13 protein-coding genes (1 of these 13 running past the window's edge) are annotated in these 15,354 nt (G+C 66.9%); 4 read left to right on the top strand and 9 right to left on the bottom strand.

Going from position 1 to position 15,354, the window contains the following annotated elements; all coding sequences use genetic code 11:
- Together araD1 and SOM26_RS16960 are read right to left on the bottom strand one after the other, a co-directional pair.
- A protein-coding gene (gene araD1 / locus SOM26_RS16965) for an AraD1 family protein (protein ID WP_320453897.1) crosses the window boundary here: on the bottom strand, positions 1-849 show its 5' portion. The gene continues 144 nt to the left of window position 1, outside the view; 849 of the gene's 993 nt are visible here — the first part of the coding sequence; it begins with the start codon at positions 847-849; its stop codon lies beyond the left edge, outside the window.
- A 69-nt stretch (positions 850-918) separates the two neighbouring features.
- Complete coding sequence (locus SOM26_RS16960; protein WP_320453896.1) at positions 919-2,442, bottom strand: aldehyde dehydrogenase (NADP(+)); 1,524 nt, start codon at positions 2,440-2,442, stop codon at positions 919-921.
- A gap of 110 nt (positions 2,443-2,552) precedes the next feature.
- Here SOM26_RS16960 and SOM26_RS16955 point away from each other — a divergent pair, with 110 nt between their 5' ends.
- On the top strand, positions 2,553-3,323 hold the full coding sequence (locus SOM26_RS16955) for a FadR/GntR family transcriptional regulator (protein ID WP_320453895.1): 771 nt from the start codon (positions 2,553-2,555) through the stop codon (positions 3,321-3,323).
- Between the two features lie 108 nt (positions 3,324-3,431).
- On the opposite strand, the gene SOM26_RS16950 is transcribed toward SOM26_RS16955, so the two are convergent.
- From SOM26_RS16950 to SOM26_RS16940, 3 genes are read right to left on the bottom strand one after another with little or no spacing between them, the layout of a single operon-like run.
- Entirely contained in the window at positions 3,432-4,295 is an 864-nt protein-coding gene (locus tag SOM26_RS16950) for an SMP-30/gluconolactonase/LRE family protein (protein WP_320453894.1), read from the bottom strand.
- 29 nt (positions 4,296-4,324) lie between these two features.
- Entirely contained in the window at positions 4,325-5,110 is a 786-nt protein-coding gene (gene xylB, locus SOM26_RS16945; RefSeq protein WP_320453893.1) for a D-xylose 1-dehydrogenase, read from the bottom strand.
- A 14-nt stretch (positions 5,111-5,124) separates the two neighbouring features.
- Positions 5,125-6,270 (bottom strand): fumarylacetoacetate hydrolase family protein, encoded by a 1,146-nt coding sequence (locus tag SOM26_RS16940; RefSeq protein ID WP_320453892.1) that lies wholly within the window; start codon positions 6,268-6,270, stop codon positions 5,125-5,127.
- A 206-nt stretch (positions 6,271-6,476) separates the two neighbouring features.
- Here SOM26_RS16940 and SOM26_RS16935 point away from each other — a divergent pair, with 206 nt between their 5' ends.
- The gene (locus tag SOM26_RS16935) at positions 6,477-6,848 is read left to right on the top strand and encodes a hypothetical protein (protein WP_320453891.1); all 372 of its coding nucleotides are present in this window, start codon (positions 6,477-6,479) and stop codon (positions 6,846-6,848) included.
- Between the two features lie 64 nt (positions 6,849-6,912).
- On the opposite strand, the gene SOM26_RS16930 is transcribed toward SOM26_RS16935, so the two are convergent.
- Both SOM26_RS16930 and SOM26_RS16925 read right to left on the bottom strand, forming a co-directional pair.
- Positions 6,913-8,718: an IlvD/Edd family dehydratase gene (locus SOM26_RS16930; protein WP_320453890.1), complete on the bottom strand. Its 1,806-nt coding sequence runs from the start codon at positions 8,716-8,718 to the stop codon at positions 6,913-6,915.
- Positions 8,719-8,731: 13 nt separating this feature from the next.
- Positions 8,732-9,826, bottom strand: a complete 1,095-nt coding sequence (locus tag SOM26_RS16925; RefSeq protein ID WP_320453889.1) for an aldose epimerase family protein — start codon at positions 9,824-9,826, stop codon at positions 8,732-8,734.
- Positions 9,827-10,010: 184 nt separating this feature from the next.
- Here SOM26_RS16925 and SOM26_RS16920 point away from each other — a divergent pair, with 184 nt between their 5' ends.
- Positions 10,011-11,321, top strand: a complete 1,311-nt coding sequence (locus SOM26_RS16920; protein ID WP_320453888.1) for a sugar MFS transporter — start codon at positions 10,011-10,013, stop codon at positions 11,319-11,321.
- A 160-nt stretch (positions 11,322-11,481) separates the two neighbouring features.
- Entirely contained in the window at positions 11,482-12,075 is a 594-nt protein-coding gene (locus SOM26_RS16915; RefSeq protein WP_320453887.1) for a DUF1826 domain-containing protein, read from the top strand.
- Between the two features lie 126 nt (positions 12,076-12,201).
- Here the strand turns inward: SOM26_RS16915 and SOM26_RS16910 are convergent, their stop codons facing one another.
- On the bottom strand, positions 12,202-13,542 hold the full coding sequence (locus tag SOM26_RS16910) for a copper resistance protein B (protein ID WP_320453886.1): 1,341 nt from the start codon (positions 13,540-13,542) through the stop codon (positions 12,202-12,204).
- Positions 13,539-15,335, bottom strand: coding sequence for a copper resistance system multicopper oxidase (locus tag SOM26_RS16905; RefSeq protein ID WP_414712086.1), 1,797 nt, complete (start codon positions 15,333-15,335; stop codon positions 13,539-13,541). Before SOM26_RS16905 ends, SOM26_RS16910 begins: the two co-directional genes overlap by 4 nt.
- Positions 15,336-15,354 lie beyond the last annotated feature (19 nt).

Here is a 15,354-nt window from a genome sequence, read left to right as displayed (position 1 = left end):
GAAGAAGTGCACATGGACATCGCCCGGACGACGGAACAGCGCATATTTGAAATGGTGATGCTCGAGGTTCGCCAGGCTGTGCGACATGTTCGCCTCGCCCGACAGGAACGGCTTTTCCCAGATGGTCTGGCCGTCGCGGGCGATCTTGCTGGTCCCCTCGATATGCTCGGGCACTTCGCCGAGCAGCAGCTCGGCACCGAGCGCGGCCGGACGCAGCTTGGAATGGGCCAGCCACAGATAATTGTGCCGCTCGGTCACATGGTCGGAGAACTCGTTGGCGAGGCACAGGCCCAGGCGATGCGGGGTGCCGTCGGGTCCGATCAGATAGATGCCCGCCAGTTCGGGCTCTTCGCCGCCATCCTGCGCGAAGGCAGGCATTTCCAGCGCCGCGCCGGGACCGACCAGCTGGGTGCCGTCGCCCTTGTAGAACCATTCCGGCTGCTGGCCGACCTGGCCTTCGCCGGGCTTGCCGCCCTCGACGCCTTCCAGGAACATACGCATGGAGTCCGTCTGGTGCGCAGCGGCCGCCGCATCGCGGTGCATCTTGTCGCGCCCCTCGGCCGAGCCGAGATGGGTCAGGCCGGTGCCGGTCATCACGCAGTGTGCGGGGTCTTCATGGTCGACCGGCGCGATCAGATGACCCGCCGCCAGCTCGGCCGCGAGATCGGCACTCTTGCCTTCACCACAGGCCAGCGCGGTTTCGAGCAGCGTCTTGCCCTCGGCGATCGCGCGCTGGGCCAGTGCGACGACGCTCTCGACGCCCGGCACGAACGCGGCCTGGTCGCCCCGCGCCAGAATGACCGAACGGGTTCCATCGGGCGCACGGTGTTGCAACAGACGATCAGCCATCAAATCCTCCCCTATATTCTATCAACAAAAAGGGGCGCGGACCCAGTCGGCCCGCGCCCCCGTCATTCCTTAGCCCGGCTGGCCGTCGACCAGGCGGGGCAGCGTGCCCGCCGCTTCGTCCTTCAGATCCTGCGGCAGCAGCGCCGCGCTGAGGTTCTGATAGGAGACCGGGCGCAGATAGCGGTCGATCGCCATGCTGCCGACCGAGGTCGTGCGCGCGTCCGACGTCGAGGGGAACGGCCCGCCATGCACCATGGCGTGCGCCACCTCGACACCCGTCGGCCAGCCATTGGCGAGGATACGGCCCGCCTTGCGCTCGAGCACCGGCACCAGCCGTGCGGCCATGTCGGTATCGCCCTCGTCCATCTGGATGGTCGCGGTCAGCTGACCCTCGGCGGCCTTGAGCACGGCGGTCAGTTCCGCCTCGTCGCGGCAGCGGACCAGGATCGACGATGCGCCGAACACTTCATGACCCAGCGCCTCGTCCGCCAGGAACGCCTGAGCGGTGGTCTGGAAGAAAGCCGCGCGACCGGCGGTGACGCCCTCGCCCACTTTCCCTTGCGCCACCGTCTCGACCTTGTCGTGACCGGCGAGCGTCTCCGATGCCTTGGTATAGGCGGCATGGATGCCCGGAGTCAGCATGGTCTGCGCCGCAGCGTCGGTCAGCGCGGTGCGGGCCGCCTCGACAAATGCGTCCAGCCCTTCGCCCTCGATGGCGAGCAGCAGGCCCGGATTGGTGCAGAACTGGCCAGCGCCCATGGTCAGCGAGCCGACAAAGGCGGTGCCGAGCGCTTGCCCGCGCGCCTTCAGCGCTTCCGGCATCAGCACGACCGGGTTGATGCTCGACATTTCGGCATAGACGGGAATCGGCACGGGCCGTTCCTGGGCGATCTTGACCAGCGCCAGGCCACCGGCGCGCGAGCCGGTGAAGCCGACCGCCGCGATACGCGGATCACGGACCAGCGCGGCGCCCAGATCGTTGCTGGGGCCGGTCAGGTGGCTGAACACGCCCTTGGGCAGGCCGCACGCTTCGACCGCCCGCTCGATCGCCGCGGCGACGAGCGCGCCGGTCTGCGGATGGGCGGGATGGCCCTTCACCACGACCGGGCAACCGGCGGCCAGCGCCGACGCCGTATCACCACCGGCGGTCGAGAAGGCGAGCGGGAAGTTCGACGCGCCGAACACCGCGACGGGCCCAAGCGGCACCATGCGCAAGCGCAGATCGGGGCGCGGCAGCGGCTGGCGGTCGGGCATGGCGGGGTCGACGCGGACCTGCAGATAGGCCCCGGCGCGCAGCACCTTGGCGAACAGGCCCAGCTGGCCGACGGTACGGCCACGCTCGCCCTCCAGACGCGCGCGCGGCAGGCCGCTCTCGCGCATCGCGGCTTCGATCAGATCATCACCGATGGCCATGATCTCGGCACCGATCTTGTCGAGGAACGCGGCACGGTCCTCACGCGAAGTGGCGCGATAGACGTCGAACGCCTCCTCGGCGGCTGCGCAGGCCGCGTCGACATCGGCCGGTCCGTGCACCGCAAAGGCGTCGCCCACCGGCTGGCCGGTGGCGGCGTCGATCGAACGGAAATCGGTCATAGGGGAAGCTCCTTTATATTACTCCGACATATTAGTTTGACGGAGCGATGGCAATGTTAAAGGTTGTGCGCGAAGATGGGGGCGGAGAGGTAGACGCGATGGATGACAGCATGACGAAGGGCGACCGATCGCCCGAGCCCGTGGCCGATACGCCACCCGAGGAGACGGCACCCAAGGCCAGGCGCGGCACCGGCCGCCGCCTGCACGGTGCGATTGCACACAAGCTGGGCGCGGCGATCGTCTCGGGCGAATATCGCCCCGGCGATACGCTGTCGGGCGAGGTCGCCTTTTCCGAAGCGCTCGACGTGTCGCGCAGCGCCTATCGGGAAGCGGTACAGGTTCTGAGCGCCAAGGGACTGGTCGAAAGCCGCCCCAAGACGGGCACCCGCGTCCTGCCGCGCCACCGCTGGAACCTGCTCGACCCCGATGTCCTCGCCTGGGCCTTTTCGGGCGAGCCGGACATTCATTTCGTTCGCAGCCTGTTCGAGCTGCGCGCGATCGTCGAGCCTGCCGCCGCGCGGCTGGCGGCCGAGCGGCGAGACAAGGCGGACCTGAAGGACATGCGCGAGGCCCTCGCCGCGATGCGCCGCCATACGCTGGCGACCGACGCGGGGCGGACGGCCGACCGGGATTTCCACAATGCGGTGCTGGCCGCGACGCGCAACGACGCGCTGGTCGTGCTGAGCGCCAGCATCGGCGCGGCGGTCGCCTGGACCACCCAGTTCAAGCAGCGGGCGCGCGCGCTGCCCCGCAATCCGGTGCCCGACCATGTGAAGGTCTATGACGCGATCGCCGCGGGCGATGTCGAGGCGGCGGGAGAGGCGATGCGGTTGCTCGTCGACCTGGCGCTGGAAGATACCCGCAGCGCGATGGAGGGATAAGAAGGCCCGCCCCCGTGGAGGGAGCGGGCCACCCGAGACGCCGGGTTCGGGAAAGGAATCGTCCTTCACCCTGTTCCTCCTCTTGCAGGGGAGGAATCAGGAACTGCCTCAGAACGCCGCGCGGTTGAGCGGCTTGGCGGGGACGGTCACGCGGAAGGTGAAGATGTCCCCCGCCTGGACCTGCTCGGCCAGTTGCTCGTCGGACAGCCCCTGCCGCGCCGTCGTGGCATAGGCGGTGCGGCCATCGGGGCCGCCCAGCGCGATCTTGGTGATGTTCGACACGGGGAAGCGAACCTCGTCGGTCATCACCCCGTCCGGGCCATAGCGACGCGCGGCCCAGCCGCCATAAAAGCCCACCCACACGCCGCCTTCGGCATCGCAGATCGCGCCGTCGGGATGGCCGTCCGCATCGCCGAAGCGCGCGAACTCGGTCGCGGGGCCCAGCGTGCCGTCGGCCAGGATCGAATGCGCCAGGATCACCTTGCCCAGCGTATCGACATGATAAAGCGTCGAATCATCGGGCGAGATGGCGGGGCCGTTGGTGATGCACACCGCCGCCGCGCTGGACGGCGAGACCAGCCCGGCGACCCAGCTGAACAGACGCCCCGACTTGGCCGTCTCGTCATTGTCCATCGTGCCGAACCAGATCCGCCCCTGCCCGTCGACGCACGCGTCGTTCAGGCGATTGGCGGGCAGATGCGTATCGACCTCGGCCATGCGCTCGAACGCGCCGGTCGCGGGATCGAAGTGATGCGGCCCGGATTTCAGCCCGGCCACGAAGCCGCCGCGCTGCGCCGGCACGATCCAGCCGACCATTTCGGGCGAGGCCCAGTGATCGAGCGTGCCCGCGACCGGGTCATGGGCATAGACGCGCTGCTGCTTGATATCGACGAACCACAAGGCGTCATCGACCCAGATGGGCCCCTCGCCCAGCGTCGCGCCCACCGTCAGGCAATGTTCGGCCTGCTGCATCACTCTCTCCTATGCTTTCGCGCCGTGTCTTATCGCCAACCGGCGTCGATGAAATAGTCGTGGCCGGTGCACATCTTCGCATCGTCCGACGCCAGGAACAGCACCAAAGCCGCCACGTCCGACGGCTGGATGCGCCCGTCCAGGCATTGCGCCGCGACGATCTCCGCCTCGCCCTCGGGCGTGTACCATTTTTCCTGGCGGGGCGTCTGGACGTTGCCCGGGACGATGGTGTTCACGCGGATATTCTCGCGACCCAGGTCGCGCGCCAGGCTGCGGGTCAGGCCTTCGATCGCGGCCTTGCACGTCTGGTAGAGGACCAGGTCGTTCAGACCCAGATGCCAACTGATCGACCCGAAGTTCAGGATCGCGCCGCCCCCGGCCCGCTTCATCGCGGGGATCACCGCTTGCGCGGCGAAGAACTGGTGACGCAGATTGACGTTCAGCCGCTCATCCCAATAAGCAGGCGTCACGTCCGCGATGCTGTGGCGATCGTCATTGCCCGCATTGTTGACCAGAATGTCGACGCCGCCCAGCGCGGCTTCCAGATTGGCGAAGATCGCCTTCAGGCTGTCCAGGTTGGTCAGGTCGCAGCGACGATGGATCGGCGCATGGCGGGCATCACCCGACAGACGGTCGACCAACGCTTGGCTGGCATCCTCCGCAATGTCGACGAACGCGACGCGGGCGCCCTGCGCCACGAACGCCTCGACCAGCCCCTCACCGATCCCGGAGCCGCCGCCGGTGATGATGACGCGCTTGTCGATCAGGCTGGGATAGCGCGCGACCGTGTCGGCCGCGCTGGTCTTCTGCAACATAGAAATCGTCTCCGTCACAACAGGCCGCGCTTGGCCAGATTGCGCATCAGGTCGCCCAGACCGAAGGTCCATGCGGGGGCGTCGGCCGAGGTCATCACCGGATTGACCAGCGTTCCCAGACGCGGGTTGGTGATGACGACCGTGTCGCCGACCTTGTGGGTGAAGCCGCGGCCCGGCTCGTCGCGGTCCTGGGTCGGCGCGAACAGCGTGCCCAGGAACAGGACCAGCCCGTCCGGATAGTGATGCTCGCTCAGCGCCTGACCGAGCAGGTCCTCCGGATCGCGGCTGATCTGGTCCATCGAGCTTGCACCCTCCAGCACATAGCCGTCGGTGCCGGTGATGGTCAGCTTGACCTCGCTCGACCGGACATCGTCCATGGTGAAACCGTCGTCGAACAGGCGGACCAGCGGACCCAGCGAACAGGACGCGTTATTGTCTTTCGCCTTGCCGAGCAGCAGCGCCGAGCGCCCCTCGAAATCGCGCAGGTTCACGTCGTTGCCCAGCGTCGCGCCGACCGCCTTGCCATGCGCATCGGCGACCAGCACCACTTCGGGCTCCGGATTGTTCCAGGTCGAGTCGGAGCGGACGCCAACCGGCATCCCCCAGCCCACCGTCGACAGCACCGGCGACTTGGTGAAGATCTCGGCATCCGGGCCGATCGCGACCTCCAGATATTGCGACCACAGCCCCTCGGCGATCAGCGCGTCCTTCAACTGCGCGGCTTCGGGCGAACCGGGCACGACCGAGCGGATATTGCCGCCCAGCGCCGCCTCCAGCGTCCCGCGAAGGCCCGCCGCCTTGGCATGGTCGCCGCGCGCCCGCTCCTCGATCACCCGCTCCAGCGCGGACACGGCAAAGGTCACGCCCGCGGCCTTCACGCATTGCAGGTCGATCGGCGACAACAGCCGGTTGCCCGCGCCCACGTCCGGCGACAGGCCCAGCTCGGCCAGCTCGCCCAGCGGCTCGCCCTGCACCGGATCGATCGCGCCACCCGCCAGCAGATCGGCGACGGTCGGGGCGACGCGGCTCATGTCATAAACCTGTCCCTCGACCACCAGGATGGGGCAAGGCCCCTCGCCCCGGTCGATCCGGCCGACAAAACACCCCTCGCGCCAGTCATCCGGCAACGCGCCGATCAGGTCGATCGTATTGCTTGGCATAACATCCTCTCCGCCATTCTTGTTAGCGGTATCGATTGCCGCTGTTCACAGGTCAAGGCCTCGCTCGCGCGGCGCCGGCGAGGCCCCCGCGACGTGTCCGGGCGAGACAGGCATGCGCCGAAGCTCGATTGGCCCGCGGCGATTTTGCCTCTATTCATGGTCAGGATGACATCATCTGACGAAGAAACGCGTTTCGCCGTATGAGAGTGGACGACCCTGACTTCATCATCTGGATGGACGATCACCATATCGTGCAGGTCCGCACCAGCAACCTCTGGACCCAAGAAACCGCCGGGCGTTACTGGGCGGCGTTCCAACCGTTCCTGACCGAGTCGCGGGCCCGGTTGGGCGGTTGGGCCAAGGCACTGATCGATCGACGCGGCGCGCCCGTGATGACACCCGAAATGATCCACCGGATGCGCGACGGCATCGCCGAAAATTACCAGGCGAGCGACCGGCTTGCACTGGTCCTGGATTCCAGCCCGTTGAAATTGCAGGCGCGCCGGAACTATGCGCTGGAGAATTTCGAGGCCTTCCTGTCGTACGAAGCCGCGCTGGCCTGGCTGATCCATCACTGACCCGCCCCCGGTGGACGGCGAATGGCGGGCCGGGCGAAGATGATCCGCCCGGCCCGTCTCACCTTTAGTGGTTGTCGCGCGGCAGGCCCTGGGTCTGGGCGATGCGCTGATACTTCTCCGCACCCTCCAGGATCGCACCCGTCGACATCTGGCCGACGACCGAACGCTGGATTTCCTGCCACGGGGTCTGCGAGGCCGGGTATTTATACCCGCCCGCCGCCGCCAGCACCTTGCGACGCTCGGCCAGTTCCTCGTCCGAGATCAGGATGTTGGCCGTGCCCTTGTTCAGGTCGATGCGCACCCGGTCGCCGGTTTCGATCAGCGCCAGGCCGCCCATCGCCGCCGCTTCCGGGCTGGCGTTCAGGATCGAGGGCGAACCGCTCGTGCCCGACTGGCGGCCGTCACCGATGCAGGGCAGCGCGTGCACGCCCTCGGTGATCAGATAGGCGGGCGGACGCATGTTGACGACTTCGGCCGCGCCCGGATAGCCGATCGGCCCCGCGCCGCGCATGAACAGCAACGTCTCGGGCGTGATGCCGGTCGCGGGATCGTCGATCCGGTGGTGATAGTCCTCCGGCCCGTCGAACACGACCGCAGGCCCCTCGAACGCGTCGGGATCGGCCGGGTTGGACAGATAGCGTTCGCGGAACTCGGGCGAGATCACGCTGGTCTTCATGACGGCCGCGTCGAACAAATTGCCCGACAGGACGATGAAGCCCGCTTCCTCGACCAGCGGCTGGGCAAAGGGGCGGATGACCTTTTCGTCCTCGATCGCCTTGCCGCGGCAGTTCTCGCCCATGGTCTTGCCGTTGACGGTCATCACGTCCTCGTGGATCAGGCCCTGCTCGATCAGCTGGTTGACCACGGCGGGGACGCCGCCAGCGCGGTAATAATCCTCGCCCAGATATTCGCCCGCCGGCTGCAGGTTCACGAGCAGCGGCACCTTGTGCCCCTCGGTCTCCCAGTCCTCGACCGGCAGGTCGACGCCGATGTGGCGCGCGATGGCGCACAGATGGATCGGCGCGTTGGTCGAGCCGCCGATCGCCGAGTTGACCTTGATCGCGTTGTGGAATGCGTCCCTGGTCAGGATGTCGGAGGGCTTCAGGTCTTCATGGACCATCTCGACGATGCGCTTGCCGGTCAGATACGCGACCTCCTGGCGATCGCGATACGGCGCGGGGATCGCGGCCGAACCGGGCAGCGACATGCCCAGCGCTTCGGCCAGCGAATTCATGGTCGTCGCGGTGCCCATCGTGTTGCAATAGCCGGTCGACGGCGCCGACGAGGCGACCAGGCGGATGAACTCCGCATCGTCGATCTCACCCGCCGCCAGCATCTGGCGCGCCTTCCACACGATGGTGCCCGAACCGGTGCGCTCGCCCTTGTGCCAGCCGTTGAGCATCGGCCCGACCGACAGCGCGATCGCGGGGATGTTGACCGTGGCGGCGGCCATCAGCGCGGCCGGGGTCGTCTTGTCGCAACCGATCGTCAGGACGACGGCGTCGAGCGGATAGCCGTACAGCACCTCGACCAGGCCCAGATAGGCCAGGTTGCGGTCCAGGCCCGCAGTCGGGCGCTTGCCGGTTTCCTGGATCGGATGGACCGGGAATTCCAAGACGATGCCGCCCATTTCGCGCACGCCCTCGCGCACGCGCTCGGCCAGCACCAGATGGTGGCGGTTGCAGGGGCTGAGGTCCGAGCCGGTCTGCGCGATGCCGATGATCGGCTTGCCCGACTGAAGCTCCTCCAGGCTGAGGCCGAAGTTCAGATACCGCTCCAGATAGAGCGCGGTCATGTCGATGTTTTCGGGATTGTCGAACCAGGCGCGGCTGCGCAGGCGCTGTGCCGTGGGGTTGGGCGTGTCGGTCATGTCAGGCTTTCGGTCAGCGAGCGGTGGAGAAGCGATAGATCATCGTGTGGCGATACGGCTTGCCCGGATCGACGCGCGGCGAGACGAAGTCGGGCTTGTTGGGCGAGTCCGGGAATTTCTGCGGCTCCAGCGCGATGCCGTCGCCCATGCGGTACAGATGCCCCTTCTTGCCGACATAGGTGCCGTCGAGGAAGTTGCCGGTATAGAATTGCACGCCCGGTTCGGTCGACAACACTTCGAGCACGCGGCCCGAGGCGGGGTCCTCCAGCCGCGCGGCCAGCTGCGGCGTCGCGGTCAGCCCCTTGTCGAGCGCGAAATTGTGATCATAGCCCTGGCCGTAGCGGATCTGCTGGTCGTTGCCGTCGCGAATGCCGTCGGCGACCACGCGGGGCTGGCGGAAGTCGAACACGGTGCCCTGCACCGGCTTGCGCTCGCCCGTCGGGATCAGCTTGGCGTCGACCGGCGTATAGGCGGCGGCCGGGATGGTCAGCTTGTGATAGGTCGCGCCGAGCGGCGACCCCTCGCCGTTCAGGTTGAAGATCGCGTGGTTCGTCATGTTGACGATGGTCGGCTTGTCGGTCTTCGCCTCGAACGCGATGGTCAGCGACCCCGCCTCGTCCAGCGAATAGGTGACGGTCGCATCGACCTTGCCGGGATAGCCCTGATCGCCGTCCGGGCTGGTCAGCGCCATCACCACGCTGGCGGTGGGGCCGTCCTTCATCGACACGATCCGCCAAAGATGCTTGTCGAAGCCCTTGGTCCCGCCGTGCAACGAGTTGACCTTGTCGTTCAGCGTCAGTTGATAGGGCTTGCCGTCGAGCGTGAAGCGCCCCCCGCCGATGCGGTTGGCGAAGCGGCCCACGGTCACGCCGAAGAAATTGGGATGGTTCACATAATCTTCGGACTTGTCATAGCCCAGCAGGACGTCGGCGAGCCGGCCGTTGCGGTCGGGCGCCATCACCGCCTGGAGCGTCGCGCCATAGGTCAGGACGCGCGCCGACAGCCCGGCCTTGTTGGTCAGGGTCACCGCCTCGATCGCCGCACCATCCGACGACTGGCCGGCGGGGGCACGCTTTGCCTCGCTCGCCAGAGCGGCCGTGGATGTCATTGCGGAGGTTACCGCTACCAATGTAAGAAGGCTCTTGATTGACGCCACCGACATGCCTCACCCTTTCGTCGCCAGACGCCATTGACGCGCCTTTTGCGTCACTATAGTCAGACAAAATATTAGGAGCAAGCCGGTCAACGAACATCTTTTGACGATGTTTCCCGGCGCGAAGGAGAGGAATGCAATGGCCGTACCCGTTACGTCACGCGCCACCGGCGCATCGGTCGGGGGAGGAGGCGCGACCAGCTACGGCCCGGCACTGGCCCTGCTCGCCAGTCTTTTCTTCATGTGGGGCTTCATCACCGTCCTCAACGACATTCTGATTCCCCATCTGAAAGCCGTTTTCGATCTCAACTATACCCAGTCGCTTCTTATCCAGTTCGTCTGGTTCATCGCTTACGGCGTTGCCTCTTTCCCAGCGGCCAAGTTGATCGAACGGATCGGCTACAAGCGCTCGATGGTTGTCGGCCTGATCATCATGGCGGTTGGCGCGGTGGGTTTCTTGCCCGCATCGCAATTCGCCTCCTACGGCTTCTTCCTGACCGCTCTGTTCGTCCTCGCCTGCGGGATCACCCTGCTTCAGGTTGCCGCTAACCCCTATGTGGCCGTGATCGGACCGCCCAGCACGGCCTCGTTCCGACTCAATCTGGTGCAGGCCTTTAATTCGCTCGGCACCTTCGTTGCCCCGACCTTCGGCGCGATGCTCATTCTGTCGCGTTCGGCCTCGGGCACGGCCGAAGGCGGCGAGGTAAAACTCAGCGCCGCGCAGAAGCTGGCCGATGCGCAGTCCGTGCAGATCCCCTATCTGCTGATCGCCGCCGTCCTGGTCATCATCGCGGTCATCATAGGCCGGTTCAAGCTTCCCAACCTCGGTTCGGCGACCAGCCGGATGGCGGCAACCGAACGGCATCAGCATTCGCTCTGGAAACACCGGAACCTGGTATTCGGCGTGCCCGCGATCGGGCTGTACGTGCTGGCGGAAATCTGCGTCGGGTCACTGCTCATCAGCTTCATCCAGCAGCCGAACATCGCAAATCTCAGCGCGTCGGAAGCCAGCCACTATCTCACCCTGCTGTGGGGCGGCATGATGGTGGGTCGCTTTATCGGCGCGTTCATCATGCGGTATGTCGCCCCCGCCCGTCTGCTGGCCTTCAACGCCTTGGTCGCGGCCGTTCTGGTGATGACGGCGGTACTCGGCAGCGGCCATCTGGCTATGTGGGCGCTGGTCTTGGTCGGCTTGTTCCATTCGATCATGTTCCCGACCATCTTCACCCTGGGCATCAAGGGTCTTGGCCCCTTGACCGAGGAGGGCTCGGGTCTCCTGGTCATGGCGATCGCTGGCGGCGCGCTGGCAACGGTTCAGGCATGGATTGCCGATCACCATGGCCTGAGCATCTCGTTTCTCATTCCAGCGGCATGTGAACTCTACATCCTGTTCTACGCGATCTGGGGATCGAAGCCGACCAACGCTTTCCCGGACGAAGAGGTCGCATAAGCCACCTGTCCACAACGACAAAAAAGGGGGCGGCGCCGCAAGGTGCCGCCCCCTTTTGCATGGGGAAAAGGCACGGACTTTGCGGAAGGAATATAATGTTGTACCATTACATTCCAAAATCATGTGGAGCCCTGTGCCCGTGTCCTCCGATGTTGCCCCGTTGCTCGATCCTGACGCCATCGCCCTGCCCAATCATGTTGCGTTCAACACACAAGCGACGATCCTGGCGGCGATCGACGATCCGGCGGTGACGCTGGCGGTCTGGCAACGGCCCACGCCGCTCGACCGGCCCGATATCGGCGCCCTTTCTCCGATCCGCTTTGCGGCCCCCGCGCCAGCGGTCGAGCGAACATTGTCCGACCTGCTTGCGGATGATGGTCCGGCGCATGATTGGCATCCGGTGCTGGCGCAGGATGCCGGGCGACTGGCGACACTGTTCGCGTCCCTGTCGGGCGAAGAGCGGGTCGAGGTGCGGCTGGAGCGGGTGACCGGCAACGGGTGCTGGAAATTCCATGCCGACTATGTCGCGATGCGGCTGATCTGCACCTATGCGGGCCAGGCGACGCAGTGGCTGCCGCTCGGTGCCGATGCCGACACGCCGCCGCGCGCGCTGGCGACCGGCGATGTCGGGCTGTTCAAGGGGCGCGCGCTGGCGGGCGACCGGGCGATCATCCACCGCTCGCCGCCGATCGCCGGGACGGCCGAGGACCGGCTGCTGCTGGTGATCGACGCCGAATGGCTGGAGCGCGACTGACTGCTTCCAGGCGGCACCGGCCCGCTCCCCCACCCGGCCTCCCATCCAGAATATTCTGTGGGAGGCCGGGTGGGGGAGCGGGCTGGTGCCGCCAAATGCGCTTCCAGCGCATTTTTGAACAGCCATTCAGAACCAGGTGCGGATGCCCAGCGCCAACGCCGCGCCGCTGCCCCCGGCCGGGCCATAGCGCCGTTCCCAGGTCACCCCGACATAGGGGGCGAACTCGCGGGCGATCTCGTACCGCAGGCGCAGGCCCAGCTCGATATTGGACACGCCCGCCGCGATCCTCTGTTCGGGTACGTCCTGCGCGGCCAGATTCACCTCCAGCCGCGGTTGCAGGATCGCCCGCTGGGTCAGGCGCTGGTCGACCCAGGCCTCGGCGCGGGCCAGGACCTCGCCCTTGTCGGACAGGAACAGCGCGCCCTCGACATCGAACCAATAGGGGGCCAGCCCCTCGATGCCGATCACCGCATAGGTGCGCCGCGCGCCCGACCCGACATCCTGGCGCAGGCCCGCCTGGAGGTTCCAATAAGGGTCGATCGCGCGGGCATAAAGTGCCTGCACCTCGGCCGCGCCGACCGATCGGCCGAACGTCCCCTCGCCCTCGGTCTTCACGACCAGCCGGTGGATGTCGCCGCCGAACCACCCCTCCCCGTCCCAGCGATAGCCTTCGCGGCCGTCGCGGACCTGGATTTCGGCGAGGTTGAACAGGATCTGCGAGAAGCGCATGCCGCCATGCTCGGCTCGCATCTGCGCGTTCGCGGCGGCCATGACGGCGGGGTCGTAGAACCGGTCCGCCGCCCTGTCGGTCGGGGCCGCCGGGGGCGGGGCATCGCCCACCATTCCCTGCCCCGCCGCCATGCCCGGCATGGCACTGTGGTCCATCACCATCCCCGGCATGGTTGCCGCACCATCCTGCCCCTGGGTGGACACCGCCGAACGACAATGCCCCATCGCTTCATGCTCGGGCGTACAGACGGGTGCGCCGGGCTTGGAGGCCATGCCCGGCATCGTTCCATGATCCATCGCCATGCCCGGCATCCCGCCATGGCCCATCACGGGAGGCTTGCCCTGCTGCTCCTGGGGCGACTCTGCCATGCGGCAGTGCCCCATCGCCTCATGCTCGGTCGTACAGGCGGATGCGCCGGGATTGGAGGCCATGCCGGGCATCGCCCCGTGGTCCATCGCCATGCCCGGCATTCCGCCATGGTCCTTGGCGGCGACGGCACCCTGTGTTTGGACAGCCTTCCCCGCACGGCAATGCCCCATAGCGGCATGTTCAGCCGTACAGCCCGATACGCGACGGGGAGCGCTGCGCGGCTTTGCCTTCTTCACGACGGCCTTGGCGCGCGGCGCGGGTTGCTTGCGCGCCGGGGCCTTGGGCATCGCCATGCCCGGCATCGCCATGCCCGGCATCATGTCATGCCGATACTGGGGTTCGGCGAGCAGGAGCGCGATCAGGATCATGCCGCGGCCTCCGTTTTCGCATCGCGCCGGACCGTCACGACCTGCATCATGCCGGCATGCATGTGATAGAGCATGTGGCAGTGGAACGCCCAGTCGCCCTCCGCATCGGCGGTCAGGTCGAAGGTGACGGTGCCGCCCGGCGCGACATTGACCGTGTGCTTGCGCGGCGCGTGATCGCCGTGCCCGGTTACCAGCTCGAAGAAATGGCCGTGCAGATGGATGGGATGCGCCATCATCGTATCGTTGACCAGGGTGACGCGCACCCGCTCGCCCAGCCGGAACGGGATCGGCGCGGTCACGGCGTTCAGCTTCACCCCGTCGAACGCCCACATATAGCGTTCCATATTCCCGGTCAGGTGGATGGTCAGCGCGCGCGACGGCACCCGGACATCGGGATTGACGGCGATGCTCTTCAGGTCGCGATAGGTCAGGACCCGGTGGCCGACATCGCCGAGCCCCTGGGGCGGCTCGCCGGTGCGGTCGACGGGCATTGGCGCGACCGTCTGCACCACGGGCGTGCGCGGCAGGCCCGGCGCATTGGCGAAGTCCCGCATGGAATGGCTCATGCCGCCATGGTCCATCTGGCCGTGCGCCATCCCCGGCATATCGCCGGACTTACAATGGCCCATCGCGGCGTGTTCGGGCGTACAGCCCGCCGAACCACCGCCGCCGCCATGGTCCATGCCACCCATCCCCATATCCTTCATCGTCGCCAGCGGCCGGGGGCGCAGCGCGGGCACCGGCGCGACCATCCCCATGCGCGGGGCCAGCGTACCGCGCGCCATGCCCGATCGATTCCAGGTCTCGGCGACCAGCGTATAGGCCCGGTCGTCGGTCGGGGTGACGATCACGTCATAGGTCTCGGCCACGGCGATCTGCAGTTCGTCGACCGTCACCGGCTGCACCGCCAGCCCGTCCGCCTGCACGACGCTGAGCGTCAGGCCGGGAATGCGGATGTTGAAGTTGGTCATCGCCGAGGCGTTGATGATGCGCAGCCGCACCCGCTCGCCCGGCGAGAACAGGCCGGTCCAGTTGTCCGCCGGACCATGCCCGTTGACGAGGTAGCGATAGGTCGATCCCGTCACGTCGGACACGTCGCTGGGGTCCATCCGCATCCGGCCCCAGTCCATCCGCTCGGCCAGGGGCTGATCCCGGCCTGCCAGCAACCCCGCCAGAGTCTGCTTCTGATAGTTGAAATAGCCGCCCTGCATCTTCAGTCGCCGAAAGATCGCATGGGGGTGAAGCGGGCTGTGATCGGACAGCACGACCACATGCTCGCGGTCGGACATGATCGGATCGGGCCCGGCGGGGTCGATGACGATCGGGCCGTAATGCCCTTCCTGCTCCTGCAAACCCGAATGGCTGTGATACCAGTAGGTCCCGGACTGGACGATCGGAAACTCATAGGTGAAGCGCCCGCCCGCCGGAATGCCCGGAAAGCTGATCCCCGGCACCCCGTCCATCTGGAAAGGCAGGAGCAGTCCGTGCCAGTGGATCGACGTCTCCTCGTCCAGGGTGTTGACCACGGTGATCCGCGCCCGCTGCCCCTCGCGCAGGCGGATCAGCGGGGCGGGCGTCGACCCGTTGATGCCGATCACGTGATAGGGCTTGCCGTCGATCATCATGTGCTGGCGCGCGACGGTCAGGGTGATGTCGGGCCCGCTCAGTTCGGCGCGCGGCGACAGTCCGGGCGAATGGTGCTGCGCCCAGGCGGGCATGGCGGCCAGCGTCCCCAGGCCGACGCCACCGGCCAGCAGGTCACGGCGGCGCATCAACGTCGTGGAATCGGTCATGCCCCGCTATACGCATGCC

This window comes from Sphingomonas sp. CFBP8993, assembly GCF_034044895.1.
GTDB lineage: Bacteria > Pseudomonadota > Alphaproteobacteria > Sphingomonadales > Sphingomonadaceae > Sphingomonas.
The sequence above is the reverse complement of the archived record's forward strand: the minus strand, read 5'-3'. Positions and strand labels throughout refer to the sequence as shown.